Source organism: Albidovulum denitrificans (genome assembly GCF_002973535.1).
In the GTDB taxonomy this organism is placed as follows: Bacteria; Pseudomonadota; Alphaproteobacteria; order Rhodobacterales; family Rhodobacteraceae; genus Albidovulum; species Albidovulum denitrificans.
Map to the genome: position 1 here is coordinate 548,070 of NZ_PVEP01000002.1, position 25,678 is coordinate 573,747.

At 61.2% G+C, this 25,678-nt stretch carries 21 protein-coding genes and 2 pseudogenes; 1 reads left to right on the top strand and 22 read right to left on the bottom strand.

Going from position 1 to position 25,678, the window contains the following annotated elements:
- Window positions 1–235: 235 nt before the first annotated feature.
- The 17 genes from LX70_RS08480 to LX70_RS08560 all read right to left on the bottom strand — a co-directional run bounded on the left by LX70_RS08480 (window position 236) and on the right by LX70_RS08560 (window position 18,941).
- A complete protein-coding gene (locus LX70_RS08480; protein ID WP_105514099.1) occupies window positions 236–952 on the bottom strand; it encodes a M48 family metallopeptidase in 717 nt (238 codons plus the stop codon).
- Window positions 949–4,164: a type I restriction endonuclease subunit R gene (locus LX70_RS08485; RefSeq protein ID WP_105514100.1), complete on the bottom strand. Its 3,216-nt coding sequence runs from the start codon at window positions 4,162–4,164 to the stop codon at window positions 949–951. The genes LX70_RS08480 and LX70_RS08485 overlap by 4 nt, the downstream gene beginning before the upstream one ends.
- Window positions 4,161–5,237: a serine/threonine-protein kinase gene (locus LX70_RS08490; RefSeq protein WP_170076150.1), complete on the bottom strand. Its 1,077-nt coding sequence runs from the start codon at window positions 5,235–5,237 to the stop codon at window positions 4,161–4,163. The genes LX70_RS08485 and LX70_RS08490 overlap by 4 nt, the downstream gene beginning before the upstream one ends.
- Window positions 5,234–5,701 (bottom strand): hypothetical protein, encoded by a 468-nt coding sequence (locus tag LX70_RS08495; protein WP_105514102.1) that lies wholly within the window; start codon window positions 5,699–5,701, stop codon window positions 5,234–5,236. The genes LX70_RS08490 and LX70_RS08495 overlap by 4 nt, the downstream gene beginning before the upstream one ends.
- On the bottom strand, window positions 5,698–6,984 hold the full coding sequence (locus LX70_RS08500; protein WP_211301683.1) for a restriction endonuclease subunit S: 1,287 nt from the start codon (window positions 6,982–6,984) through the stop codon (window positions 5,698–5,700). Before LX70_RS08500 ends, LX70_RS08495 begins: the two co-directional genes overlap by 4 nt.
- Window positions 6,977–8,494 carry a type I restriction-modification system subunit M gene (locus LX70_RS08505; protein WP_105514103.1) on the bottom strand — a complete coding sequence of 506 codons (1,518 nt, stop codon included), beginning with the start codon at window positions 8,492–8,494 and terminating at the stop codon, window positions 6,977–6,979. The genes LX70_RS08500 and LX70_RS08505 overlap by 8 nt, the downstream gene beginning before the upstream one ends.
- On the bottom strand, window positions 8,491–9,084 hold the full coding sequence (locus tag LX70_RS08510; protein ID WP_105514104.1) for a restriction endonuclease subunit S domain-containing protein: 594 nt from the start codon (window positions 9,082–9,084) through the stop codon (window positions 8,491–8,493). The genes LX70_RS08505 and LX70_RS08510 overlap by 4 nt, the downstream gene beginning before the upstream one ends.
- A 308-nt stretch (window positions 9,085–9,392) precedes the next feature.
- Window positions 9,393–11,045: a recombinase family protein gene (locus LX70_RS08515; RefSeq protein WP_105514105.1), complete on the bottom strand. Its 1,653-nt coding sequence runs from the start codon at window positions 11,043–11,045 to the stop codon at window positions 9,393–9,395.
- Between the two features lies 1 nt (window position 11,046).
- Complete coding sequence (locus LX70_RS08520; protein ID WP_105514106.1) at window positions 11,047–11,541, bottom strand: DUF2924 domain-containing protein; 495 nt, start codon at window positions 11,539–11,541, stop codon at window positions 11,047–11,049.
- The gene (locus LX70_RS08525) at window positions 11,538–11,864 is read right to left on the bottom strand and encodes a DUF3489 domain-containing protein (RefSeq protein WP_170076151.1); all 327 of its coding nucleotides are present in this window, start codon (window positions 11,862–11,864) and stop codon (window positions 11,538–11,540) included. The genes LX70_RS08520 and LX70_RS08525 overlap by 4 nt, the downstream gene beginning before the upstream one ends.
- A 630-nt stretch (window positions 11,865–12,494) precedes the next feature.
- Window positions 12,495–13,523 (bottom strand): GlxA family transcriptional regulator, encoded by a 1,029-nt coding sequence (locus LX70_RS08530; protein ID WP_105514108.1) that lies wholly within the window; start codon window positions 13,521–13,523, stop codon window positions 12,495–12,497.
- Between the two features lie 48 nt (window positions 13,524–13,571).
- Complete coding sequence (locus LX70_RS08535; protein ID WP_105514109.1) at window positions 13,572–13,757, bottom strand: hypothetical protein; 186 nt, start codon at window positions 13,755–13,757, stop codon at window positions 13,572–13,574.
- Between the two features lie 124 nt (window positions 13,758–13,881).
- On the bottom strand, window positions 13,882–14,979 hold the full coding sequence (locus LX70_RS08540) for an ABC transporter ATP-binding protein (RefSeq protein WP_105514110.1): 1,098 nt from the start codon (window positions 14,977–14,979) through the stop codon (window positions 13,882–13,884).
- A 3-nt stretch (window positions 14,980–14,982) separates the two neighbouring features.
- Entirely contained in the window at window positions 14,983–15,819 is an 837-nt protein-coding gene (locus LX70_RS08545) for an ABC transporter permease (RefSeq protein ID WP_245884999.1), read from the bottom strand.
- Window positions 15,816–16,661, bottom strand: a complete 846-nt coding sequence (locus LX70_RS08550) for an ABC transporter permease (protein ID WP_105514111.1) — start codon at window positions 16,659–16,661, stop codon at window positions 15,816–15,818. Before LX70_RS08550 ends, LX70_RS08545 begins: the two co-directional genes overlap by 4 nt.
- 68 nt (window positions 16,662–16,729) lie before the next feature.
- Window positions 16,730–17,854 carry a polyamine ABC transporter substrate-binding protein gene (locus tag LX70_RS08555; RefSeq protein WP_105514112.1) on the bottom strand — a complete coding sequence of 375 codons (1,125 nt, stop codon included), beginning with the start codon at window positions 17,852–17,854 and terminating at the stop codon, window positions 16,730–16,732.
- A 193-nt stretch (window positions 17,855–18,047) separates the two neighbouring features.
- Window positions 18,048–18,941: a LysR substrate-binding domain-containing protein gene (locus LX70_RS08560; protein WP_105514113.1), complete on the bottom strand. Its 894-nt coding sequence runs from the start codon at window positions 18,939–18,941 to the stop codon at window positions 18,048–18,050.
- Window positions 18,942–19,037: 96 nt separating this feature from the next.
- Between LX70_RS08560 and LX70_RS08565 the strand changes: the two genes are divergently transcribed.
- Window positions 19,038–19,814: a creatininase gene (locus tag LX70_RS08565; RefSeq protein ID WP_105514114.1), complete on the top strand. Its 777-nt coding sequence runs from the start codon at window positions 19,038–19,040 to the stop codon at window positions 19,812–19,814.
- A 175-nt stretch (window positions 19,815–19,989) separates the two neighbouring features.
- On the opposite strand, the gene LX70_RS08570 is transcribed toward LX70_RS08565, so the two are convergent.
- From LX70_RS08570 to LX70_RS08585, 5 genes and pseudogenes are all read right to left on the bottom strand, one after another.
- On the bottom strand, window positions 19,990–21,204 hold the full coding sequence (locus LX70_RS08570; protein ID WP_105514115.1) for a M24 family metallopeptidase: 1,215 nt from the start codon (window positions 21,202–21,204) through the stop codon (window positions 19,990–19,992).
- A 174-nt stretch (window positions 21,205–21,378) separates the two neighbouring features.
- Window positions 21,379–21,633 (bottom strand): annotated as a pseudogene (locus tag LX70_RS21170) (hypothetical protein); the annotation flags it as partial.
- Window positions 21,613–21,927: pseudogene (locus LX70_RS08575) on the bottom strand (transposase); the annotation flags it as partial. The pseudogenes LX70_RS21170 and LX70_RS08575, both read right to left, overlap by 21 nt.
- A 351-nt stretch (window positions 21,928–22,278) precedes the next feature.
- A complete protein-coding gene (locus LX70_RS08580; RefSeq protein ID WP_105514116.1) occupies window positions 22,279–23,784 on the bottom strand; it encodes an NCS1 family transporter in 1,506 nt (501 codons plus the stop codon).
- A 93-nt stretch (window positions 23,785–23,877) separates the two neighbouring features.
- The gene (locus LX70_RS08585; protein ID WP_105514192.1) at window positions 23,878–25,674 is read right to left on the bottom strand and encodes a hydantoinase B/oxoprolinase family protein; all 1,797 of its coding nucleotides are present in this window, start codon (window positions 25,672–25,674) and stop codon (window positions 23,878–23,880) included.
- Window positions 25,675–25,678: the final 4 nt, after the last annotated feature.

Consider the following 25,678-nt stretch of genomic DNA (forward strand, 5'->3'; position numbering starts at 1 on the left):
ATTAAAAACAAGTTTTTACGGCACGCATTGTGGCGTGATTTGCGTGGCTTGCAGGCCGCATCGCCCCTTAGAGACTTGAAATTGCAGGCGAAATAGCCGCCCAAATTGGCGCAAGTCTCTGTTTGCCATTTGGCGCGATACGGTTTCCGGCCGTGGCTACGGGCGCTGGACTTGACTTCAGGGCACCAGCAAGCTGGCGTGGACTTTGAGCAGCTACGGTCAGTCTCGGAAGGTTTCAGGCCATCGCCCGTTCCAGCCTCTGCTTCCGACGTTCCCAGTCAGGCATTACTTTGTCGAGGAGTTCGAAGAACGCCGTTCCGTGATGGGGCTCCGCCACGTGACAGAGCTCGTGGGTGATCACGTAGTCTATGGCATCGACCGGTGCCTGTACTAGGCGGCGATTGAGCAGCAAGCGTCCGGCCGACGACATGGACCCCCATCGCTTCCTGGTCTGACGCACGATGAGACCTTTCGGCCGAAATGCCTCGGGGTTCGGGAAGTGGCCGAGACAGAGTTTAATGCGCTCTGGAAACTTGATGTGGGCCCGGTCCCGGTACCATGCCTCGACAAGTTCGCGCGTGATCTCAGGCCGGTTAGGCCGGTGAGTCTGCACGACGATGTAGCCGCGGATCAGCTTCACGCTCTCTTGGACATGCGGGACGACCTTCAGCCGATACTGCCGCCCCAGGTAGAGATGCGTCTCCCCGGCGACGAACCTGCGCTCCGGCGTCCGCGGCAGGAACTGGGAGAAGTACCGCTGCTGCCTCGTCACCCAAGCCGCCCGCTTCCGCAGCTTGGCTTCGATGGCGTCGAGCGTCGAGTCCTCCGGGGCCGCGATCACCACCGATGCATCCGGCTCGACGGAGATCTCCAGTGTCTTCCTCGGGCGGCGGACGATCTCGTATTGGATCTCCTGCGTGCCGTACTGCAGGTAGTGCAACTCCCGTGTCATGCCGCGAACCTGGCCCGGGCGAGATCCATGATCTTCAACTCGAGCTCGTCGAGCACCTCCACGGGCAGGTCGACGCTCTTTTCGTCGCGCAGGACGTCGAAGAAGTAGTCATCGATTGCATTCCGCAGATTGTTTTGGGCGACCTCGTTCGACCAGATGTCCACGATCAGGTGCGACTTGATGATGTCGATGATCTGTTGAGCGATGTTTGCTGCATCCTCGCCTCCAACCAGCACGTCTCCTGCGGTCTTCAGCTGACCGTCCAGAATCCCGAAGAACGCCTGTGCATCCTCATCGCCCCGGATGCTTTCCGGAACATCCCGGCCCCGGTCCTTGCGTCCGACCTTGCTCGCGAGGTTCACGACGCTGTTCAGGTAGTCGCGCTCGGACAGCCGCTTCTCGCGATAGGCGCGGATGGTTTCTTCGAGCAGCTCGGAGAACTCTTTGTAGAGCGTCGGGTCCTCATCCATCTTCTCGGTGATTGCCCGCCGGGTTGCGCTGGCGATGCGGTCTGCCCTCGAGGCTTCTGAGACGCCAGTCTCCTCGACGACAGCCTTCAGCGCGTCGGGATCGTTGATGTTGACCACCTCGATGATGGTTTCCGCCGGCATTGCCACAACGTGGTCATCGAGCAGCTTCTGGATCTTTGGCTCGAACTCGCGAACGTCCACCGTCTCCTGGTAGCGGAGCTGGACCGAGCGCTTGAGTTCGGAGAACTGCTTCCAGTCCCGCTTCAAGGCATCGACCTTGGCCTCGTCGAAGACATCGAACAGCTTGTCGGATGAGAGCGAGATATGCAGGCACCGGCTGAATGCCTTGAGGCGCGCGTAGAACTCGTGGCGCAGCGCCTCGTCAGCGAGGTGCTGCTCGAACTGCTCCATGTCCTTTTTGTTACGGACAGGCTTGAAGAGGTCCCAGAGCTGGTCGTGCAACTGGGGTAGCTTGCGGATCTCCTCCCGGACATCGTGCACCGTCCCGGCGAGGTCGGCCGCCTCGTAACCCTCAAAGGCGCTGTACGTCGTCAGGGCGCTGTCCAACTCACCCAGCAGCCCTTCGTAGTCGACGATGAAGCCGAACTGCTTCTCTATGCCGCCGTCCTCATAGAGCCGGTTCACGCGCGCAATCGCCTGCAGGAGATTGTGTTCCTTCAGGGACTTGCAGACGTAAAGCACCGTGTTCCGGGGTGCGTCGAAGCCGGTGAGCAGCTTGGAGACGACGATCAGGATCTCCGGATCGCCGGAGCCCTTGAAGGCATCAATGATCTGGCGGTTGTACTCATCCTCGGTCTTGTACCGCGCCATCATCTGCGACCAGAAGCGGCGCACGAGGTCCCTGGACTCCTGGTCGACCTCCTCGTTGCCTTCGTTCTCGTCCGGCGGCGAAATGACGATCGCGCTCGAGACGTGGCCGATCTCGTCGAGAACCTCCTTGAAGCGGACGGCCGCCGCCTTCGACGGGGCGACGAGCTGCGCCTTGAAGCCGGTCCCCTGCCAGTGCTGGCGATAGTGCTCGGAGATGTCGAACGCCTTGGCTCGGATGGCCTGGTCAGTCTTGGCCAGCGCGTCCATCCGGGAGAACTTGCGTTTGAGGTCGGCCTTCTGACTGTCAGTCAGCCCCTCGCTGATCTTCTCGAACCAGCGGTCGATGACGGCGCCCGAGACCTGCTGCTCGACAAGCCGTCCCTCGTAGAGCAGCGGCACGACGGCACCGTCGGCGACCGCCTCATCGATGGCGTAGCGGTGGATCAGCCGCCCGAAGGTCGACAGCGTGTTCTTCTCCTTCTTGAGCAGGGGCGTGCCGGTGAAGCCGAGGTAACAGGCCTTGGGCAGGAGGCGCCGCATCTTGGCCGCGAACTGGCTGTGGCCGCCGTAGCGCCCGGTCTGCGTCCTGTGGCTCTCGTCCACCAGAACGAAGATGTTCGGATCGTCGTCCACCAGCTTGCTGTTCTTCAGCGCCGTGTCGAACTTGTTGATGATCGTGGTGACCAGCGGTGCCTTGTTGTGGACAAGCTCCAGAAGGTGAGCCCCGCTCGTCGCGCGAACCGGCTCGAGGTCGCACGACTTGAAGGTATCCTTGATCTGCTTGTCGAGATCGTCGCGGTCAGTGACGATGAGGATCCGCGGGTTCTCGATGCTGCGCTCGAGAGCGAGCGAGCGCCCCAGCATCACCATCGTCAACGATTTGCCCGATCCCTGCGTGTGCCAGATCACGCCGCCCTTGCGAGCGCCGCTGACATCATGCTGCTTGACCGTCTCGACCGCGCGCCGGATCCCGAAGAACTGCTGATGGCGTGCCACCTTGCGGACGCCGCCGTCGAACACGGTGAAGCGGCGGACGAGATCGAGCAGCCGCTCGGGGCGGCACAGCGCGTACACCGTCCGGTCCTGAGCCGTGACCACGCGCTCGCCCTCGGCGGCCATTGCGTCGAAATAGGCGCGTGCGCCTGCGAAGTCGCCGGAGAAGATGGCGTCCTTCTCCGCTGCGGTGAGCACGCGGTTCGCGAAGGGCGTGATGGCCTCGTCGGTGTCTTCCTCGTCGCGCCAAGTCTGCCAGAACTTCCGCGGCGTCCCGACCGTCGCATAGCGTGCCTCGTTGCGGTTCATGCCGATCAGCAGCTGGGCGAAGTGGAAGAGCTGCGGGATGTTGTCCTCGTTCTGGTAGCCGATCAGCTGGCTGTCCGCCTTCTTCAGGCTTTCGGTCGGCCGCTTGTTCTCGATCACGAGGATCGGGATGCCGTTCACGAACGCCACGATGTCGCAACGCTTGGTCTGGCTCGACGCCGTCCTCTCGACCGAGAACTCGACAGTGACGTGAAAGACGTTGTTCTCCGGCCGCTCCCAATCGATGTAGCGGAACGAGTAGCTCTTCGAGTCGCCATCGATGGACTTCGTGATGGTCGTGCCGAGGACGAGCGTGTCGTAGATGTCCTGGTTCGTTCCCCGCAGGCCCTTCAGACGGTCGGGCGTGGGCTTGAGCCGGCGCATCGCCTCGTGTGCGTCCTCGAGGTCGAAGGCATACTCGCGGCCGCGATGCGTGAAGCCGTTGATGCGCATGAGCTGCTCGGCGAGCACATCGTCCAGCACCACGTTCCGCAGGCGCCCGCCACGCAGGCGAAGGGCCTCCTCCTGCGAGAGCGGGGTGAACCCGAGCGCAACCAGAAACTGCAGTGCTGGCACTTGGGACTGGTGTTTCTCGGCGGCGTTGAAGGTCATTTCCCGGTCACCACGAATTGCTTGAAATCCGCGACGACCTTTTCCGCCTGCTTCTGGGTTAGACCCCGTCTGCAGAACTGGGTGACGCGCTGAGTATTGCCCGAGACCACATTGCGCTTGCTGCAGGTCACGTCGAACATCCCGCCTGCCACAGGCGAGACCGAGTGAGAGAACTCGCATGTCCCGCATTTGCCGACCTCATTGCCGGCAGCGTCGACGGTCCAGTGCCCGGGATAATCCAGCTTCTCGAGCGCGCGCCGCATCTCGAGCGCGCTAGTGTACCGTTTGGCCGGATCGGGATGGACGGCCTTCAGGATCACGCGCCGAACTGCCGCCGGGATGTGGCACCCGAAGTCCTTCGCCTGAAGCAGCTTCCCCGACGCAATGTCCTGATCGTACTGCGCCGAGCCGATGCTGGCGCGGACTGCACGCAGGTGGTCCAGGTGAATCAGCAACCTCGCAAGGGTCATCCCGACCTGGAAGATGTCCGAACTGACACCGATGTTTCCGGTCGCGAGGACTTCCGGTGCACGGTGGAGAACGTAAGCGTTCGGGGCCGCCACGGGGGCGCCGTTCGACGAAACGCCCGTTATCCCGTAATCGGACAGCATGGCCTGCTGCTGGGGCCCAAGCAGGATGTTTCCCGGCTTAATGTCGTTGTGATAGAAGCTGCGGGCATGGAGATACTCTAGCCCCTGTAGGATATCCCGCGCGATCCGCAGGACGGCAGGAAGCGGCAGATAGCCGGCCGGATTCGCCAAGGTCTCGACCGAACCGTTTGGCTGGTAGTCCATGGCGAGGATGACAGCATGCTCGCCCGACACCGGCACGACATCGGCCTGGTGAACGTACACGAGGTTGTTGTGCTCGAGCCGGTTGCCGATCTGGGCTTCACGCAGCCGCTCGTCCACTGACACCCCCGGCTGGAGGATCTTGACCGCGTACTCGCGCTGCACGGCAAGATCATGCGCCAGCCAGACCTCTCCAAAGCTGCCTGCGCCGATCTTGCTGACCAATCGGTACTTGTAGAGGGTCATGCCGGGCGTGAGGGTGACAAGGACAAGCTGGTTCATGGCCGGCGCAGCCCCCACCATGCCGCATTCACGGCGTCCGCCATCTTGTTGTCCCAGTACTTGTCGGTCTTGCCGACCCGGGTTTCGGCGTGCTGCTTCGTGTCCCTGCTCGTCGTGGGCATGGACGAGTAGATCTTCAGTTCGACCGGGATGCCGCGATGCGCACAGGCGAGCACGACGGCGGCATCTGCATGAGCCGACTTCCGCTTCGCCTTGGTATCATTCTGTGTGTATTCGTTCTGCTTGATCATCACCTTGGCGATGCCGGGGTGGGCATCGAAGATCGCGAGGATTTCGTGGTACAGCCAGTCCAGCCGCTCGGCATCGGCGTCCTCCCCGATAGGAGCAGGGACGGACAGCTTGTTGTCGCTGGCGGCGTTCTCCAACGTGTAGGCGCCGCCCACCTCCGACACGACGGCGTAGCGAGGCGCCTTCGGGTCGCCGCGAAATCCCAAAACTTTCATGCCAGTTCCTTCTCTGAATTCACCCGCCATTCGCCCGTCAGCAGCTTCTGCATGAGGCCACGTTTCTGGCGGGTCAGGGCTTCGATCTCGGTTTCGAAGCCAGCGCATTCGGTGTGCGAGGCGGTCACGATGGCGGCGATAGCAGTCTGTTCCGCCGGGTCCATCGGGAGGCAGAGTTTGCCTTCGAGGAACTGGCTATTGGTAACGGCAATCGTGTTCTTGGCGCCCTTCTGGACGAGGGGATGGAGGTAGTTGCGCGCGGCCAGCGGAGACTCGAAGAGCGCGTCGAGGATCACGCCGAGCGCGTAGGTCTGCGGGGTGAAGACCCCGTAGAGCGGCGAGACGATGACCTCGCGGTCGATCTTGCTCTGCTTGATGATGCCGAGCGGGAAGTCGCCCGTGGGGCTTTTGGTGTAGACAATGTCGCCGGGCAGGACGCGGTTGTAGTGGTCGGTGTTTGCGGCCGAGAACGACCGTCCGAGATGTTCGACCTGGTTCACCAGCCCTTTGTGGACCGAGACCGAGTAGACCTCCTCCGCGCCGGTCGATTTGGAGCCGTGCTCGTGGAGAACCGCGCTCAGGGGGACTTCGCGCCACTCGCCCGTAAAGCCGGGCAACCTGACCTTGCCGGTGAACAGATGGGTCCGGAACCAGACGCGGCGACGGATGTTCAGCGCGCGGAGGGCAGTGAGCTTTTCGAGCGCCTCGTCCCACGTCCGCAGGATCTCGGCGATCTTGCGCTGTTCGGGGAGTGGGGGGATCGGGATTGGGCAGTGCCGGCGGAACTCCGTTGGATTGATGTTCGCTTGGCTCACACCTCGCGTGGAGAGGCGCTTCAAAGCGCGTTGTGCGATGTCGCTAGTGAGCCAAGCGGCAACATATTCAGCGTCCGCGCGCTGTGGATCGACGTGCAGGCGGACCAGATAGGATGCGAATACGGCGTCAAAGTCTTCGCGGACATAGCCGACTTTACCGACCAGATCGGGGCTGTTGGTGCGGTTGAGAAGGATGTCTCCACGGCGAAGACGGAACGCCGACCAGTCGGTGCCGCCGCTGTCGACGGTGGCAAGTTCTTCGAACCTTACGACGCCGTCGACAAGGTCCCGCATTCCGACAATGGACGTGTCACCAGCAGAATCGCCAGGCTCGCTGAGGCCATACTCTGTCCCGCTCAAGACGTCATCCATTACGCCGATTGCCCAGTCGGTCGGGAGATCGCCGTCGAACAGTGACGCCGCGAAGGCGGTCCTTGCAGTCGGCGTCGGTATTGAAAGATCATCCATCGACACCGAGCTCCCTCAGATACCCGGCCATCTTCGCCCGTACCTCGGCCAGCTCGGCCTCGATCCGCAGGATGTCCATTTGCACCGCGGCGACGTCGATCTCTTCCTCCGGTTCGAAGGTGTCGACGTAGCGGGGGATGTTGAGGTTGAAGCCGTTCTCGGCGATCTCCTCGGGGCTGGCTCGGTGCGAATACCGCTCGACCTCGGCGCGGGTGCCGTAGGTCTCCAGCACCTTTGCCACATGCGCATCGTCCATCACGTTCTGGGTCTTGCCCGGTATGAACTCCTTGCTGGCGTCGATGAACAGCACGTCGCGCCGATCCGCATTTGCGCCGCCTTCCTCGCGCGAGCGGTCGAAGATCAGGATGGCGACTGGGATCCCCGTGGTGGTGAACAGGTTGGCGGGTAGGCCGACGACGGCGTCGAGCAGGTTTTCCTCGATCAGTTGCTGGCGGATGCGCCCCTCGGCGCCCCCCCGGAACAGCACGCCGTGCGGCACGATCACCGCCACGCGGCCGGACTGGCGTTTGGCGATCTCGATCATGTGGGTGATGAAGGCGTAGTCGCCCTTGGACTTCGGCGGCACGCCGCGCCAGAAGCGCTTGTACTGGTCGCTGTCCGCATCCTCCGCGCCCCACTTGTCCAGCGAGAAGGGCGGATTGGCGAGCACCACGTCGAAGCGCATGAGGTGATCGCCTTCCACCAGCGCGGGGCTGTTGAGCGTGTCGCACCATTCGATGCGGGCGGCGTCCTTGGCGTGCAGGAACATGTTCATCCGGGCCAGCGCCCAGGTCGCCCCGTTCACCTCCTGCCCGTAGAGGGCGAAATTCTCGGAACCCACCTCCTGCGAAGCCTGGATGAGCAGCGAGCCGGACCCACAGGCGGGATCGCAGATCGTGTTGCCGGGCTGCGGCGCCGCCAGCTTGGCCAACAGACGCGACACGGCCGTCGGCGTGTAGAACTCGCCGGCCTTCTTTCCGGCGTCCGAAGCGAAGCGCGAGATCAGGTAGATGTAGCACTCGCCGATGATGTCCTCGGTCACCCGCGACGGGCGCAGGTCGAGGGCGGGCTTGGCGAAGTCCTCGAGAAGGTTCTTGAGGCGGCGGTTGCGATCCTTCGGGCGGCCGAGGTTGGCCTCGGAGTTGAAGTCGATGTTGCGGAAGACGCCCTCGAGCTTCGCGCGGTTCGCGTCCTCGATCTTCTCCAGCGCGATGTTGATCAGCTCGCCGATGTTGGCCTCGTTCCGCTGGGCGTAGAGGTCGTAGTAGCTGGCGCCCTCGGGCAGGATGAACCGCTCGCGCTCGAGGCGGCGTCGAATGCGGGCCTCGTCGTCTCCGTACTGCTTGCGGTAGGTTTCGAGGTGGTCGTTCCAGAGGTCCGAAATGTACTTCAGGAACAACATCACGAGGATATAGTCCTTGTACTGGCCGGCATCGACGGCGCCCCGGAAGGTGTCGCAGGCCGCCCAGGCGGTCTGGTTGATCTGCTGCTGGGTGATCTGGTCGGTCATCGGGCAATTTCCTTTTGGTCGGCGGCCTTAGCGGCATCGACGAGAACGGCGCTTACGAGTGTTTCCCTGCGAGCGGCGAGTTGCCGGAGCAATTGCCCCTCCTGCCGGGCGAGAGCAGCGAGGTCGATGATGCGTCTCTGCGTCAGCAGGTCGGGCACGGCGATCTCGAGGCCTTCGAGGGCCACCATCGGGATCATCCTGAGGCTCGTGCCCTGTGCCTCCGCGCAGAGCCTGCGCTGCGCGTCGGGCTGGTTGATGGCCCATGCCAAGTATTCGGGGAGAACGCGGTCCCTGTTGGGGCGAATGATTACCAGCGGGACGATGACCACGACGGGTTCCGGCAGCGGATCGGGAATGGCCGCTGCAGCGTTCGGCTCGCCACGCGAGCGAAAGACGACCTCGCCGCCGCGTACGAGGTATCGGTCGGACAGCTTGTCCAGGTCGTACCTCTGGAAGTCCGGGCCGGGCGCCTCACCGCTAGCCCCGACGTCACGCAGCTGCAGCGCCGGCACCCCACCCTCCGGCAGCGGATCGAGCCTGCCGCGCGCCGTGTAGCCGGAGTGAATGTCGGAGAGCTCCGCGAGCCTCATGGGGAAATCCTCTGTAAGTCATTTACAGAGATTTAGGTTAGTTTGCCCCGTGAGTCAATCCTATGAAATGCAGTTTTCGCCCTACAGAGAAAAAGTTCCAGTTTGCTGATTTCATGTGACCGGAGATGGACCCGGCGCCGGCCCAGTGACGCCTCCGGCCGCGGCGCGCTGTCCCGGTTCAGCTAGACACATCTTCTCTGCTCGGGCTCTGACGCCGGACGAGCGATATACATTAGCGAGCAATGAGAAGAGATCGGCGTTGCAGTCCAAGCTGTTATTATTATGCGATTTTGCAGGGTAATGAAGAGTCAGAGATTGCCAAAAACTCGCTGCTGCATATCCCATTCCAGGGGCAGCTGCCTTCGCTTGAACCATTCCGATGTGAAGGCAACGGGCTGGCTACCCGCAGCCACCTGATCCAGAATATCTGGGGCGAGGAAGGCGAGACTGATCATCTGCTGGATGCGGCTCGAGGTGGTTTTCTCTCGAGTAGCAAGGTCGCCGAAGGAGGCACCGGCTTTGATGGCCGCATACCATTTCTGTGCCGTCAGGATGTTCTTCGCCAGCACCGGATCGACCTGTGGCACGGCGGCACCAAGGATGATGCGGGCTTCGACACCTCGGCGCTGCATCTGGAATGATGCGGGAATCCGACGGGCCGCACTGTCGATCCGATCCGGCGCGATGCCGAGCCGGTCCGCCATGACTTTCCGGTCGAGCCGCAAGAGGATGCTACCCTGTGCGAGATCGGCGCGGCGTAGCAGCGGAGCCCAGAGGTCGGCGGCACCCTCGGCGTCACAATCACATGCGATCTGTCGAAGCTTCGCTTGTAGATCGGGAACCTCGGAGGCCGTGATGTCCCGGACCAGATCGGTCACCACAGTGGGTTTGCGCAGGTGATCGCGGAGGACTCGGGCAATGCCGGTCTCAAGATCCCGTGCCGGCAACCGCCATGCATCGGCGTGTTTCTCACGCCGGTCGGTGACTAGCCTGCGCGAGATGTAGTAGCGCAGACGCTTTCCGTTTTTCCGAGAATGGCTCGGGGTCAACCGATCTCCGATCTCATCGAAAAGCTTGCCGACCAGCGGCGAGCGTTCTGCCGCGTTCGGCCGTCCGCGGCTGCGGGCCGCTTCGGCGGCCAGGCGCTCCTGCAAAGTATCCCACGCTGCGGGGTCGATGATCGCCGGATGCTGCCCGTCGTAGGTCTTATCCCGGTGCCGGATGCGGCCGGCGTAGAGCGGGTTGGTCAGGATCTGATAGATGTGCCCGCGGCTGAATCGTGTTCCGCCGGTCGAGGTGCCCGTAGCGAACGACCGCAGTCGCGTTCTGTAGCCAAGTTCGTCCGCATGTTCGGCGACTGCGCGTACCGAGCCGACATCGTGATAGAGGTCATGGATGTGGCGGACAATTGATGCTTCGGTCTCGTCGATCTTCAGGCTGCGGCCGTCAGGCTGGTAGCCGAAGGGCACTGTGCCGCCCATCCAGAGCCCCTTCTTCTTCGAGGCGGCGATCTTGTCGCGGATCCGTTCCGCCGTCACCTCGCGCTCGAACTGCGCGAAGCTGAGGAGCATATTCAGCGTTAGCCGTCCCATGCTAGTGGCGGTGTTGAAGGACTGCGTGACCGAGACGAAGGAGGCGCCGGCTGCATCAAGCCGATCGACAATTTTCGCGAAGTCGGAGAGCGAACGGGTCAGCCGGTCGATCTTGTAGACGACAATCTGGTCGACGAGGCCCGCCTCGATATCCGCGAGCAGGCGCTGGAGCGCTGGCCGCTGCAGGGTCCCTCCGGACAACCCTCCGTCATCGTAGCGGGTCGGGATGAGCACCCAACCCTCCGCCTTCTGGCTCGTCGCATAGGCAGCGCATGCCTCGTGCTGGGCGTCGAGCGAGTTGAAGTCCTGATCAAGTCCTTCTTCGGAGGATTTCCGGGTGTAGATTGCACAGCGTATCCGGCGCGCCATCTTAAGCTGCCTTTCCTCGCTGAGACGGCTTGGTGGGCTGTGCATCCCGTCCGGCGTCGCCCGTCAGCCCGAAAAACCGTGGGCCCGACCAGCGGGCACCGGTTATCTTCCTAGCAATGGCGGAGAGCGACACATACCGCTCCCCGCCCATCAAGAACCCGCCGTCGATCACCTCGACGGTCCAAGTGCGGCCCTGCCATTCTCGGACCAGCTTCGCGCCGGGGGGCAGCTTGGTGCCAACGGACGCCCGAGATGCGGAACCCGCGGCGATGCGGCCTAGGTCCTCGATCGTTCGGGCCTTGGGCCCCCCGAGCGCCTGACACTGCAGTTCAAAGGCGAGCGCGCGGCGCAAGAACGGTAGCGAGAGGTTCTTTGGGGGAGGTGCCCCGATCACCTCGCGCCAGAGATCGAGCAGGCCGGCGCGATCTGCGGTTTCGACTGCAGCAAGAGCCTCAGGCAGGTCTCTTGGCGCAACTCGCTGGTCGGCCGAATTCATTGGCGCGCCTCCGCGTCGTTCCCGGTTTTCGCACGGGCATCGGGCTTGAGCGGGATCCGGTAGATCAACCCGGAGCTGCCGTCAGCCGGCTTCGCCGTTTCGACCTTGTGGCCCGTCTTGCGCAACCCGGTGATGGCCGCGCGCGTCGTATGGGGCTGCCAGCCGAGTGCTGCGCTGATCGTGGTGATCGTGCTGCCGTCGTCCTTGTGCAACATTTTTATCAGTCGGGTCTTCTTACTCTCGGCGCGGGCCGAAGGTGTGGTCTTGGCCGGCAGCTTCGTCGCTTTGGTGGTTTCGGGATTGGTGCTAGGCTTCTTCGTCATTGTCGGTCTCCTGGTTCGGGCAGGATCCATTCCGGCCCTTCTACCAAGCAGAGCCCGGAATTCCGGGTGGCGATGCCGAGCGAGAACGCTGTGTCGGCGTCATCCGACTACCGCTTGCGGGGCCAAGGAAGTCCAGCGAGAAATTGTAGTTGGGCAGAAGGGGCGGAAAGCGGAAGTTCGCTGCACCGGCGAACACGTCCTCTGCGAACTGTAGGAGCGGACGTTCAACTACCACCTTGGCCAATTTTGTTTGCGAACAGGATCAAACCGTCGAACGCCTGGCCAGTTAAATGCCCGCGAGTGTTGCGTTGCTCGTCGTCTGCAATAGGTAGCCCCCGCGTGTGTCTCCCCAGTAATAGGGACCCCGGACGGGTCGGATGGCGCAAACAAGTTCGGTTGGCGTTTCGAAATCCCTGGCCCCCTTGAGTCGCCACAGGTTGGCTAAATACTTCCCTTTGTGCGACCCGATTTGGGGTGGCATCCATGCCCGTTCAGGGAACGTCCGAAGCACGGCGCGAAGGCCAAGGTGGGCTGGCACTGACTTCACCCGACCAAGATACGACAGCATTCTCCAACTATCATTGAACAATTCACAACCATGATCTTTTCAATATCAGAAGATGATATGAGTCAGTAAACGCTTCGCGTCCCACGACGATGGTGGTGAACTTTACTCGGAGGAGATCCGAACCGTCGCAAAAACACTTTGGAGAAATGTGACTTCGTGTTGAATCCCGTTGCGGCGGCCACCTCGAAGAGCGTCATATCGGTTTCTGCTATGAGACTTCGGGCATGATCCAGTCGGAGGCCGAGGTAGTAGCCCATGGGGGTCTGGCCAATGCAACGCTGGAATTGCCGCTCGATATGGCGCGCGGTGTAGCCCACTCTTTGCGCGAGCTCTGCCATTGTCAGTGGATATTCGATGTTGTCGATCATGATCTTCACGATTTCGATCAGTGCCGGGTTCCGTGTATGAAGTGCCGTGCCGATCGACGATCTCTGACTAAGGTTTGCTCCGGCATCGTCTCGTAGCAAACACATGTCCGCCACGATCGCGGCGAAGTCGTCTCCGTAGTCTTGCCGGATGATCGAGATGGCCATATCGGCGGCCGCCGCGCCGCCGCCGCAGGTCATGACGCGCCCATCAATTTCGAACCGGCGTTTGGTTGGCTCAAGGCGGGGGAATAGTTCAAAGAAGCCGGGGTGGCATTCCCAATGCAACGTGAAGGCATGTCGCCCAAGCAGTCCGGCCCGCGCCAGCGCAACCGCACCGGCACAGATTCCCCCGACCGATCCGCCCGTCCGGTAATGGTGATGCAAGAAGGCAAGCGTCGGCTTTGCGGGATGGCCCGTCATAAGATTGCCGGCGCAGACCAGAAGTGTGGTATCCCGCTCAACCGACCGAAGGTCTCGAACGGCTGCAACCTCAACGCCTGAGGAACTGCGAGCCGGGCGGCCATCTTCGGAAACGACGGTCCAGCGATAAAGTGGTTTTTGCGATAACTGGTTGGCGATGCGAAACGGCTCAATCGCCGAACTGAAGGCAAGAAGAGTGAAATCACGCAAAAGAAGGAAGGCGAAGCTTCTGGTCTGTTTCAATTCGCAGACCGGAAAATGGACTGCGCCAACGGGGACGAGCGCGTCGGACGCGTCGAGCATTATTGTCTCCTCTTCTCATGTCGCCGAAATGCCCGACAACCGCAGCGTTCATCGCAGATCAGGACGCCCGAGGCCGTCGATCCTTTGACGCCTCAAGACCCTCGCGAAGAAGTGCCGCAGCGGCATTGCGAGAATCGCGATCAAGGTCCGGAAGGTCACATCGCCAAGCGGTGTGTTTTCGATCTGCCTTTGACTGAGGCCGGCGGTCGTGACGGAATAGACGACCGCGTCCACGTCGCGTCCTGCCGTAGCAAGAGCCAAGGGAACGAGCCGCCCGGCCTGTGGCGGAACTACCCAGCGCGTCCGAGTCGAGGCAGCTTCGTCGGATCTGACCGAGGTGCGACGGGACATGGCTGACCTACGCCTCCATGACGAGGTGGCCATCTTCAAGGGGCCAGTGGGCAACCAGTTCCTGACCGATCTGCAACGGCAGGTTCGCGAGATCCTCATGGCTTTTCTGGACGCGGATTTCGTGCCCGTCGGAGGCCTCGAGATAAATGGTCGCCGTGGCGCCGATGAATTCCTCACCGATCATACGCACGGGAAGCGCGTTAACGTTGCCCGCGGGCGCCCTCGTTGCGAGGTGGGTCTTGGTGTCCAGTACGGTCAAGGTCGCCGTCTGACCGACTGCGACCGGCCCGGGCAGGTCTGTGGCGCCAAGTCGCAGCGCCCCCGATGGCGTGTCGAGCGTTACCACACCTCCGTCAATCCCGGTCACCTTGCCGGTGAACATGTTCGAAGACCCAAGGAAACCGGCCACGAACCGCGTGCGCGGCGTGCGGTAAATCTCTTGCGGGGTGCCTATTTGCTCGATCTTGCCGCGGCTCATGATCACCACGCGGTCCGCCATCGAGAAGGCTTCGGACTGGCTGTGGGTTACGTAGACGAAGGTGATGCCCGTCTCTCGCTGAAGGTTCTTCAACACCGACTGCATCCGCACCTTTAGCGCGGCATCAAGCGCAGAAAGGGGTTCATCGAGAAGGAGGATCTCGGGCTCGACGACTAGTGAACGGGCGAGCGCCACGCGCTGCCGCTGGCCGCCTGAAAGCTGCGAGATATTGCGGCTGGCGAATTCTGTGATCTGCATTCGGTCGAGCCATTGTTCGGCGCGCCGCCGCCGCTCGGTCTTGCCGATGCCCCGCATTTTCAGCGCGAACTCGACATTCTCGATCACATTCAGGAAGGGGAACAGGGCTAGGCTCTGCCACACCATCGGGGTGTCGCGGCTCCAGGTCGGCAGGTCATTGATCGGTTTGCCGGAGAGGCGGATCACACCCTCGCTGGGCGCTTCGAGGCCTGCCAGCATGCGGAGCGTCGTCGTTTTGCCGCAGCCTGACGACCCCATGATTGCCAAGAATTCTCCCTTCGCGATCTCGAAGTCCATGCGCTGGACGGCAAGGAAATCACCGAAGCGCTTGACCACGCCCTCGAAGGAAACAAGCGTGTTGTTCTTCATTGCCTACTCCTGTTCGTCCGCGACGGGACGGACTTTGGCGCTGCGTCCGGTCAGAAGAATCTGTGCGAGGATCACCAGCGTCATTGACGTGACGAAAACGAACGTACCGATAGCGTTGATGCGCGGGCTGACCTGACCTTGCAGGAAGCCCAGCACCTTGACCGGCAGCGTCTCGTTCAGGCCCGAGACGAACCAGGCAATCGCGAACTCATCGAAGGAAACCGCCATGGTGATGAACAGCGCGCCAAGGATTGCGGGTTTGGTAAAGGGGATAATCACGTGCCGCATCGCCGCCCATTCGGATGCACCAAGATTCCACGCGGCGGCTTCCAGATCGGGGTCCATCTGGCTGAGGCGAAGCCGGATGATCGCCATCGCGAATGGAGCACAGATCACGACATGGGCGATGATCACAGACAGCGAATTGCCCGACAGATTGATCCGCGAAAGATAGGCGAGCATCGCAAGCCCGAGGATTACCACTGGAATGGTCGGCGGCAAAAGCGCCAGCGCCAGATAGATCTGCTTGCCGAAGAACCGATAACGGAAATCGGTATAGGCTGCCCCAAATCCAAGCCCGGTTGAGACAATCCCGACGATCACCCCGACGAACAGCGTGTTACGCAGCCCTTGCCAAGCGAACGGGTCCGAGGCCACCGCCTCGTACCATTCGAGCGAGAAATGTCCGAGCGGGATCGAGGGGAAGCGGTCCGAGTTGAACGAGAAGACGAAGCTTGCGGCAATCGGCGCGAAGACGAAGGCGAAGCCAAGGATGATGTAGATCTTTAGCGAAAGGTCGACCAGGCGGCTGCGGTTCATGTTTGCGGAACTGTCGCTCATTTCGAACGCCCCTTGTAGGCAAAGCGGACGGCGACGAAGGCTACGAACAGCAGCGTTGCGATCATGGTCAGGGCGATCACTGCCGCGCGCGGCCATTGCTGGCCCGATTTCGTGGTGTCCGTGATCAGGATCGACAGCGTCGTCGGATCACCACCACCAAGATAGATCGGGCTAACGAAATCGCCGAAGCTGAGGATGAAGGCGAAGAGTGCCGCGATCACAAGGCCCACACGCGCAGAGGGGATGATTACTGCGAAGACCGTGCGCAGGCGGCCACAGCGGAGGTTGTGCGCCGCCTCGATCAGCGTGCGGTCGATGAAGACGAGGCTGAAAAGCTGCAAGAGTACGACCAAGGGGTATGTCAGCGTCAGATAACCGACAATCGTCGCGCCTACCGTATTCAGAAGCCCGAATGGACCAAGACCGATCCAGCCTAGCATCACGTTGATGATGCCGGCGTCGGAGAGAAATATCTGCCAAGAGTAGACGCGGACAAGATAGCTGGTGAAGAACGGGATCACCATGAGGAAGATCGCCCAACGCCGCGCCGTCTCCGACAGCTTGAAGGCAATCGCGTAGGAGCACGGGAAAGCAAGAATGCTGACCAGCACGGAAGCGGCTGATGCCATCGCCAGCGTCGTGCCATAGGCCTGCCAGAACACCGACCGGCCGTACATCGTGGCCCAGTTCACGGTGTCGAGATCCGCCTGCATACGGAAGTTCTTGACGGTCCAGAAGCTGAGCGCGACGAGAAAGACGAGCGGAAAGACGAAGAACAGCAACTGCCAGATCAGAAGCGGCAGCGAGAAGGTCAAACCATATAGAGTCAAGGATCGACGCATACGGAATAGCTCCGGGTCCAAGAAAAGGGGAGAGGCCGGCGGGGGAGCTTCCACCGGCCCTGGCGCAATCAGGCGCCCTTGTATTCGGACCAGAAATCGTTCCAGTCTTCGAGGCCTTGCTGCACCGGCCACTGCCGATACTTGATGCGCCCTGCACGGATCATGTCGATGACGTTGCCTGCGTCCTTGGTCATGCCCTGACGCTTGGCTTCCGCGGGGTTTTCCGCCTGAAGGACTTCCCAGCCCTTCTGGTTCGGGATCAGCGCGGGATAGGCCGCCATCTGTGCCGACTTTGCCTGCCCCTTGGCCGAGGTGATGTACTGGATCCATTTCTTCGCAAGCTCGGCCTTCTGCGATCCCTTGCCGATCGAGAAGCATTCGGACCACTGCAGGCCGCCCTCTTCCGGAACCACGGATCTCACTTTGGCGCCGTTCTTTTCCAGAACACCGGTGATCCAGTCGCCGATGCCAGCGAAGGCCAGCATCTGACCATCGTTGAGCGATGAGAACGTGCCGCCGTAATCGAAGAATCCGCCGATCTGCGGACGCAGCGACATCGTCTTGTCCTGCACGCCCTGCCAGCCGGCATCATCGATGTCATAGGGGTTAGAATTGCCGTTCAGCAGGCTGATCTGGCCCAGGTTCGGCAGGTGCCAGTCGAAGTGACCTACCTTGCCCTTCAGATTTTCTTCCCAATAGACGTTATAGGTCGAGGCGTCGGCCTCGGTCAGGGCGTCGGTGTTGTAGGCGACACCGAGGAAGCCGAACCGGGTGACGAGCGAGAAGAGCTTGCCGTCGCTCCAGTTTCCGGGGAACTGCTGGAACTCGGGGAAATAGTCGGAAATGGCGTAGTCGTTCGGATCGAGCTCTTCGACATAGCCGGCCTCGTTCAGAGCCTGAACGTATTCGGCATCCGAGAGGATCACGTCATAGGTGCCCGCGGGAGACTGCGAGATGAGGCCCAGCATGTTGTCGCCGCCGGTGTAGTATTTCGGGACGAACTTGACGTTGTTCTCGGCTTCGAACTCGGCAACGATGTCGGGTTCCGCATGGCCGTACCATGCAAGCATGGTCAACTCGACCGGTGCAGCATTTGCGCGGCGCGAAAGCATCGGTGCCGCGAGCGCGGCGACGCCCGTGGCGAGCAGCGCCCTGCGTGTGAGACCTGCTTGTCCTTGTGCGATCTTTGACATTTCCGACTCCCTGATGTGTGCAATGCTGCGTTGTTTCGCGCACGCTAGGCGATGGCACCTTCAGCTCAAAATCGGTTATTGAAATCTCTGGATTTGCGGCCCTTATTGCACCCTTGGTCGAGCGTCGGACAGGAGCGCGTGGAAATCCTCTTGCGGACAGAACGGGCGGCAGGGCCGGTATCGGGCCCTGAGATCAGGTCGGCACCTGCCTGACACTCGCGCCGACACTGTCGAGACCGGCGACAAGTTCGCTGACAAGCTGCAACCCGGCTGCCGAAAGGCGCGGATGCTTGTACAAAAGGCCCACCCGCAGCGGTTCAAGAGGCGGAAATCCCTCAGCTTCGTCGAGCGCGCGCATGCCGGGCAACATCGTGGCCTTGGTCAGGGCGGTGACGCACAACCCGTTAAGAACGGCGTTCTGCAACCCGGAGATACCGGGCCCGGTATAGACGATGCGCCAACGCCTTTCAGCGGTGTCCAATGCTTGGATCATCCGCGCCCGGTAGTCGCATCCTTCCGGATGCGCGCCGAGCGGCACGGGACGGTGGGCCAGATTGCGGAACCCTTCGGCAGCCGCCCAGATCGGCTGCTCACCCCAGGCACGCGACAGGTAGGGCATGCGGGTGTTGGGCATCACAGCGACGATCACGTCGAGATCGTCCGCGCGCAGATGTTGATGCAATTCACGGCTGAGATCGCAGTTAACCTCAAGCTCAACATCCGGATTTTCCTGGCTGAATCTGGTGATCGCGCGTTGCAGGAAGGCAACGGCGTAATCCGTGGGCAGTCCGATTCGAAGGACACCGGTCTTGTCGGACCGGTGAAAATAGCTCACCGCCTCATCGTTGATCCGGATCATCTCGCGCGCATAACTAAGAAGCGCCTCTCCTGCCGAGGTGGGCTGAATCGTTCTACCTTCCTGCGAAAGAAGCGGCGCCCGTATAAGCTCCTCAAGTCGGCGGATCTGAAGTGATATGGCTGGCTGGCTTCTCCCGAGAAGAGCGCCCGCTTTGGAATGCCCGCCTAGCTCAACCACCGCTATGAAGGTCCGAAGCAGATCGGTGGGCAGGTTGGTGAGGGCGGCCATGCATTTGCGCCTGCAATTTAAGTATTGGGACAATCTATTTTTCTTATGCAACCCCGGCAACGTATTTTTCGATGAATCCCTATTCCAGGAGTAGACATGTCTCTCAGCAGCGCCTTCGCCTCCGAACTGACCTGGCCGGACTACGATGCGGCCGTACAGAATGGACAAACTCCGATCCTGATCCCCATCGGATCAATGGAGCAGCACGGACATCACATGCCGCTGCATGTGGATGTGCTGCTGCCCGCGGAGTTCGCGCGCCGCGTCGCGGTCGAAATCGGCGCCCTCGTCGCGCCGCCGTTCACCTACGGCTACAAGTCGCACCAGAAGTCGGGGGGCGGAAACCATCTGCCGGGCACGACGAGCCTTGACGGGGCAACGCTGGTTTCGGCGCTGAAGGATGTCGTCAAGGAATTCGCCCGTCACGGTGTGCGCAAGATTTGCCTCGTCAACGGGCACTTCGAGAATTCCTGGTTCATCGTCGAAGGGATTGATCTTGCCTTGCGTGAGCTGCGCTGGGATGGCGTGACCGACGTAAAGGTGGTCGTGCTCTCTTATTGGGACTTCGTCCACAAGGAGGCGATTGAGAAGCTTTATCCAGCCGGTTTCCAGGGCTGGGACGTGGAACACGGCGGGGTCTTGGAGACGTCGCTGATGTTGGCGCTGTATCCCCATCTGGTGCAATTGGAGAGGGCAGTTGACCATCCGGCCGCAACCTTCCCGCCGTATGACGTCTATCCGGTCAAGCCGGAATGGACCCCTTCTTCCGGGACGTTGTCATCGCCGAAAGAAGCGTCGGTCGAAAAGGGACACATCCTGCTCGACGTGTGCACCGAGGGGATCGTCAACGCCCTGCGCGCCGAGTTTGGCTGACAATTGGAAGTCGCAAGACCACCGTCACGGGGCCGTTCGCGGCCCCGTTCTCTTTGATCGTATCCTTCCGGTCGTACACGAACTCGATGAATCAGACCTCACACGAACATCTGACGATTGTCCAAACGAAAGGGCCCGGAGATCTCCGGGCCCTTCATCGGCGCTGTTTTGGGGATCAGTTGCGGATCACGTTGTGCTCGGGACCGAAGGGGAAGCCGGTAATGTTCTCCGCTCCGTCCTCCGTCACAATCAGGATATCATGCTCGCGGTAACCGCCCGCACCGGGCATTCCTTCGGGCAGCATGACCATCGGTTCCATCGATACGACCATTCCGGGCTTCAGCTCCGTCTCGATGTCCTCACGAAGTTCCACCCCGGCCTCGCGCCCATAGTAGTGGCTGAGCACACCGAAAGAATGGCCATAGCCGAACGACCGGTATTTCAGCAGGTCCCACTGCCGGTACATGTGGTTGAGTTCCTGCGCGATTTCGTTGCATTTCGCTCCCGGCTTGATCAGTTCGAGGCCCCGGCGGTGAACGGCCACGTTCTTCTCCCAGACGTCGAGGCTCGCATCGTCCACGCTGTCGCAGAACAGCGTGCGTTCAAGTGCGGTGTAGTAGCCGAAGATCATCGGAAAGGTGTTGAGCGACAGGATGTCGCCCGACTCGATCTTCTTGTTGGTGACCGGGTTATGGGCACCGTCCGTGTTGATGCCGGACTGGAACCAGGTCCAGGTGTCCATCAACTCGACGAAGGGGAACGAATTGGCGATCTCGCGGATCATGGCATTGGTCGAGGCAATCGCCACCTCGTGCTCGGGCACGCCTGCGCCGATCGCGGCAGCGCAGGCCGCGCCGCCGACGTCACAGATGCGCGCGCCTTCGCGGATGAGCTTGTGCTCTTCGGCCGACTTGATCGAGCGCATCCACATGGAGGGTTGCGCGATGTCGACGAATTCGACGCCCGGCAGCGCGGCTTCCAGCGCCTTGCGGTAGTCGACGTTTACATGGTCGAACTCGATCCCAAGCCGCTTGACGCCCGGGGTCAGTTGGCGAACCGCGCGATAGAAGTTGTCACGCCGCCAGTCTGTATAGGTGATGTTGTTGCCAAAGCTGCGACGCCAGGGCTGGCCGCCGTCGATCCCGGCAGAAATCGTGGTCGCGTTGTCCTGCGTGATGACCATTCCGTACTTGCGGCCAAAGTAACAGTAGAGCCAGCCGGAATAGTAGTTGATGCAATGGTAGGACGTGAACAGCGCCGCATCGACGTTGTTGTCGGCCATCCACTTGCGCACATCGTCCTGCCGCCGCTTCATCTCGGCGTCAGAGAAGGGCGAATAGTCTTTATCGCCATTGTGCCATTCCATAACGTGAAGCATGTCGTCTTTCATATGCTTGATCTTTCCTATGGTCTAATCGCTAATCGCTAATCGGAGCGTAGCGACTGCGGCGCGACGACAGAAATTTGTTCTCGCAATCGTTCCATTTACGCTTCTTGGCGATTTGTCGGAGGGAGGAGTTCCGGGACATCTTTCTGAGCGGACCGGTCAGATGGATCGCCGCCCAGGTGTGTGAAAAGCCCTGATCTGTATGAGGAACTTGTTGTCGTTTGGTGAAAGCCGTCCGGAGTGGAACAAGGAGGTATACAGATAGTAGCTGTCGTCTAGATAGCTTTCTAGGAGGAGGAAACGGGCGAGATCACCGCCGTCACCCAAGGCTTCAAAGAGGCCTTCGACTGCCTGCTCAATGGGGCGCAGCAGGACATTAAACTGGCTCGTTCGGATGGCTTTGATCTCATTTCTTAGGCGAGCGATCTCCCGGAACCGACCGAATGGTTTCTTAGAAAACGTCCAGTGATTGGGCACCCGGTCGGTCGGATCAACACGGCAAAACCAGCGATACGCCAGGTTCAGATGCAACTCCTCGCAGAGCCGACGCTCGGACCGGATGCCGAAGCCGTAACCCACCAGAAACATGCGGATCAGCAGATAAGGATCGACAGAAGGGCGGCCCGTGAGGCTGTAGAAATCCGCCAGATGCTGCCGAATGCTGCCGAGATCTTCCAACCGGTCAATCGGACTCAGCAGGTGGTCCCACGGGACGTTGTCTTCCAGTGAAAACTCATAGAATAACGACGCTGGCGCTTCCTACCTCAGTCCCATCATCGCCTTTAACCCCTGCCTGCTCGCGGAAATTGAATCAACGATCAAGCCTCCAAACAAGCAAAGCTTTTCAACGAAATTAGCCCAAAACCGCACTCTGTGCTCGCCGCGGCATGCGCCAAGCGCTCCGCGCAACCTCCTACGCCATCTCAAGGGAGACTTCCCTGATCGACGCCGGGCAAAATGCCGCGCCAAGCGCAAGAGGTGGCTCCGAAACCGCAAACATGGCAATCTCCCTCGCTCCATTTCTTAGGCCCGGCCCGCCGATGGCTGGCCGGGCAAATAGTCAGTACCAAATCGGTTTCAGAGATCTTCCCGGCCGACGCTTTGCGCGCTGAGACTATCTGCACTCACCCTATCGAACCGACCTTGGCCGAGATATGCCCAGCTCATGCCTTCGGACGTGGCGAGGTAGTCACGCCCATTGCTGGTCCGCACTTCGGCCTGCTGATGAAAGGGGAGTACCATCGACTTCATGAGTACGAGGTAGATCACGAAGCCGAGCGGGAACCCGATGATGAATGCGTATTGCGAGTACCACGCCGCGATGGCGCCAGCGATGAACCAAGCCGCGAGCCCCGCGATGTTGAATCCACCCGAATAGCGGTATTGCCCATTGGACGCATAGAGGTCAGGTACGTTCAGCCGACGGCGGCGAATGACGTAATAGTCGGCCACCATGATTCCGCCGATCGCCGAAAGGAAGGCGCCATAGTAGCCCAGGAACACGAAAAGGTTGTTCAGTATCTGCCACGGGAAGCACAGCGTGCCGACAATCCCTGCGAGTGCGACAGCGGATTTATAACCAATGAAGCGCGGGGCGAGGTTGATGAAGGTCAGCGCAGCGGGAATGAGGTTCGCCGAGTTGTTCGTCGACCATTGCGCGAGTACGACTAGAAGCAGCAGCACGACCAACGACAGACCCTGCGCATCGCCCTGGATCACCTCGATCGGGTTCCAGTTGCCGGTGGCGATGAACGACACCCCGCCGATCCCGGCGATCAACGCCTGCGTCACCGGCAGCGCGACCAACTGGGCGAGAAGTATGTTGCGGTTGCGCTGAAAGAAACCCTTCGCGCCTGCTTCCGTCTTCACGAAGCGCGTCAGGTTCGGAATGTCGATCGCGAGCGTCGACCAGAAGCCCATGTTCGCTATGAAGAGCACCATCAGCGACATCTGGCCTTCAGCGCGGAACGTCCAGATATTGACCCCCTTGGTCTCTGCAAGACCTTCGAGGGTGAAGTACATCCAGACCGTGATCGCGATGATCGCCGGCGCCGCTAGCGCGGCCAGCCGTTCAACTGAGCGGATGCCAAGCGCCGTCTGTCCGACCTGCAGAAGGCCGAAGACGACGTACCAGACGACCCAGTTGGAGAAGCCGAAAAAATATTCGCCGATCCCGTTTAGTGCGAGCGCGCCCAGATAGGTCTGGATGCCGAACCAGCAGGCGGCAATGATGCCGCGCGAGATGGCTGGCAGATGGGTCCCGTGGATGCCGAAGGGCGCTCGCAGGTAAACGGCAAAGGACAGCCCGTGTTCGGTTCCGATATCGGCGGTCAGCACCATGAACGCGCCAATCGCGATGTTGGCGAGAAGGATCGTCAGGATCACCGCGCCAAGGCCGACGCCGCCGCCGACTCCCGCGGCCCCGAGCGAGTAGGTGGCGATGATAACGGCGATGCCGACCCAGATCCAGGCATAGCCCATGAACCCGAGTGGGCGCTGATTGATCTGCGTAGGCAGGATCGATTCTTCTATGAGCGACGTCCGCTCGTGTTCGGCGATTTCCATTCGATTGGCGAGTGCCATTTCAGGTCCCCTGTTGGTATAATTTTTCCCGAGCGCCCCCGCGATCGGGGGGCGCGAGGCTTGGATGTAAGCGATTTCAGATGGCGCTGAGGGCTATTCCCCGCGCATCGAGGCGCGCAGTCTTCCGGTGGCGTCAATATCGACGGTTTCAGCCTTGGCATCCACGACGACTCCATAGACCGCACGGGCGTGGCCGGCGTCGTAGAAACCGTCGAGCACGTCCTCGAGCACCTTCATTGGCGGCCGCTTCAACGGGTCACCGTAGCCACCACCGTTCGGACTGTAATAGGTCATGGTATCGTTGGCCTCGACGGCGAGCCCCGAGAATTTCGAGTACATTTCGCGCTCATCGCCCGGACGGCCGGGATTGGTGATCGTGCACTTTCCGACCGCACCTTCGGTTCCGCCGAAGATGCCCCAGGGTGCCTCATGATGCCGTTCAGATTCATGCGTGATGAAGGCTGGTGTCAGCACTCGTTGGGCTTTGACGACGCCGATGCCGCCGCGGAACTCGCCCGCTCCGGGCGGCACGTCGTCGCGCAGCTCGTAGCGGTCGCAGATCATCGGGATATGCATCGCGAGGTCTTCCAGCGGGTTGTTGCGGGTGTTGGCCATTAGGTTGTCGATGCTGTCCGGCCCGTCGGAATGCGGCCGGCCGCCATAGGCGCCCTCGTTGACTTCGAGGAACACCCAGTAGTCACCCGAGGGCCGCACGCCGGAATAGGCCGCGAAGCTGATCGATGCGGACGAGCCGGCGATCACCTGTTCCGGCATCACCGGGGCCAGCGCACGGATGATGAGGTCGATCATCCGGTTGCATTGGGTGAACCGCGCCTCGGCGGATGCGGGCGCCTTCGGGTTGAAAATCGACCCCAGGGGCGCCGTCACCTTGATCGGGCGGAACGAGCCTTCGTTCGAGGGCACGCGGGCCTCGGACGTGGAGGCATCGAGCAGCAGCTTGCGGAACCCGGCAAACGCCGCGACCTTGGTCGAGCCTTCGAAGGGCACGTTGTAGGCGGTCGGCGTCTGGTCGGCCGAACCGGTCAGATCGACCTCGACCTCGTCGCCGCGTACCTTGACCGTGACCTTGACCTTCAGCCGTTGGTCGCGGTTCCGGCCATCGTCATCGAGGTAGCCTTCCGCGCAGTAGTCACCGTCAGGAATCTCGCTGATCTTCTGCCGGGTCATGCGCTCGGCGTAGTCCATGAGCTGGTTTGCCGCGGCGAACACCGTTGCTTCGCCGAACTTTTCCAGAAGTTCGGCGAACCGCTTCGCGCCGAGACGGGCCGAGGCGACCTGCGCCTCGATGTCGCTGACCAGCTGCTGCGCGGCCCGGCTGTTGCGGCGGATAAAGTTCCATATCGCATTGTTGGGCTCGCCCTTGCGATAGAGCTTGGTGCCCGCGAACAGCATACCCTCGGCGAAGACATCCGGCACGTCGATGATCAGGCCCGGCGTGGCGGCTCCGATATCGACATGGTGCGCGGTGTTGCCGGCAAAGCCGACAAGGCGCCCTTGGTAGAAAACGGGAACCACGATCGCGAGATCGGGCGTGTGCGACGAGCCGAAATATGGGTGATTGTGAACCACCACGTCGCCTTCGTACCATTCGTCATCTTCCAGCGTCTCGGCAATGCCGCGCAGGTAACCTGGGATCGAGCCGATATGCATCGGCGTCGACTCGGATTCGCAGAGCGTGTTGAAATCCGTGTCGAAGAGACCTGCGCCAAGATCCTGACTTTCACGGATGATCGAAGAAAAGGACATCCGGTAAAGGACATGCCCCATTTCCTCGGCGATGGTTTCGAAGCTGCCGCGGATCACCTGAAGGGTGATGGGGTCGATCTCGCCGGCGGCGGCGTTCAGAGCGGGTTTGGTCATCTGGTTCATCTCT

What these genes read in the sequence shown, in the direction of transcription:
- LX70_RS08515 (WP_105514105.1), bottom strand. Translation starts at nt 11,045, where the DNA reads ATGGCGCGCCGGATACGCTGTGCAATCTACACCCGGAAATCCTCCGAA.
- LX70_RS08495 (WP_105514102.1), bottom strand. Translation starts at nt 5,701, where the DNA reads ATGAAAGTTTTGGGATTTCGCGGCGACCCGAAGGCGCCTCGCTACGCC.
- LX70_RS08525 (WP_170076151.1), bottom strand. Translation starts at nt 11,864, where the DNA reads ATGACGAAGAAGCCTAGCACCAATCCCGAAACCACCAAAGCGACGAAG.
- LX70_RS08500 (WP_211301683.1), bottom strand. Translation starts at nt 6,984, where the DNA reads ATGGATGATCTTTCAATACCGACGCCGACTGCAAGGACCGCCTTCGCG.
- LX70_RS08490 (WP_170076150.1), bottom strand. Translation starts at nt 5,237, where the DNA reads ATGAACCAGCTTGTCCTTGTCACCCTCACGCCCGGCATGACCCTCTAC.
- LX70_RS08540 (WP_105514110.1), bottom strand. Translation starts at nt 14,979, where the DNA reads ATGAAGAACAACACGCTTGTTTCCTTCGAGGGCGTGGTCAAGCGCTTC.
- LX70_RS08570 (WP_105514115.1), bottom strand. Translation starts at nt 21,204, where the DNA reads ATGAAAGACGACATGCTTCACGTTATGGAATGGCACAATGGCGATAAA.
- LX70_RS08555 (WP_105514112.1), bottom strand. Translation starts at nt 17,854, where the DNA reads ATGTCAAAGATCGCACAAGGACAAGCAGGTCTCACACGCAGGGCGCTG.
- LX70_RS08545 (WP_245884999.1), bottom strand. Translation starts at nt 15,819, where the DNA reads ATGAGCGACAGTTCCGCAAACATGAACCGCAGCCGCCTGGTCGACCTT.
- LX70_RS08565 (WP_105514114.1), top strand. Translation starts at nt 19,038, where the DNA reads ATGTCTCTCAGCAGCGCCTTCGCCTCCGAACTGACCTGGCCGGACTAC.
- LX70_RS08530 (WP_105514108.1), bottom strand. Translation starts at nt 13,523, where the DNA reads ATGCTCGACGCGTCCGACGCGCTCGTCCCCGTTGGCGCAGTCCATTTT.
- LX70_RS08585 (WP_105514192.1), bottom strand. Translation starts at nt 25,674, where the DNA reads ATGAACCAGATGACCAAACCCGCTCTGAACGCCGCCGCCGGCGAGATC.
- LX70_RS08480 (WP_105514099.1), bottom strand. Translation starts at nt 952, where the DNA reads ATGACACGGGAGTTGCACTACCTGCAGTACGGCACGCAGGAGATCCAA.
- LX70_RS08485 (WP_105514100.1), bottom strand. Translation starts at nt 4,164, where the DNA reads ATGACCTTCAACGCCGCCGAGAAACACCAGTCCCAAGTGCCAGCACTG.
- LX70_RS08510 (WP_105514104.1), bottom strand. Translation starts at nt 9,084, where the DNA reads ATGAGGCTCGCGGAGCTCTCCGACATTCACTCCGGCTACACGGCGCGC.
- LX70_RS08520 (WP_105514106.1), bottom strand. Translation starts at nt 11,541, where the DNA reads ATGAATTCGGCCGACCAGCGAGTTGCGCCAAGAGACCTGCCTGAGGCT.
- LX70_RS08580 (WP_105514116.1), bottom strand. Translation starts at nt 23,784, where the DNA reads ATGGCACTCGCCAATCGAATGGAAATCGCCGAACACGAGCGGACGTCG.
- LX70_RS08560 (WP_105514113.1), bottom strand. Translation starts at nt 18,941, where the DNA reads ATGGCCGCCCTCACCAACCTGCCCACCGATCTGCTTCGGACCTTCATA.
- LX70_RS08550 (WP_105514111.1), bottom strand. Translation starts at nt 16,661, where the DNA reads ATGCGTCGATCCTTGACTCTATATGGTTTGACCTTCTCGCTGCCGCTT.
- LX70_RS08505 (WP_105514103.1), bottom strand. Translation starts at nt 8,494, where the DNA reads ATGACCGACCAGATCACCCAGCAGCAGATCAACCAGACCGCCTGGGCG.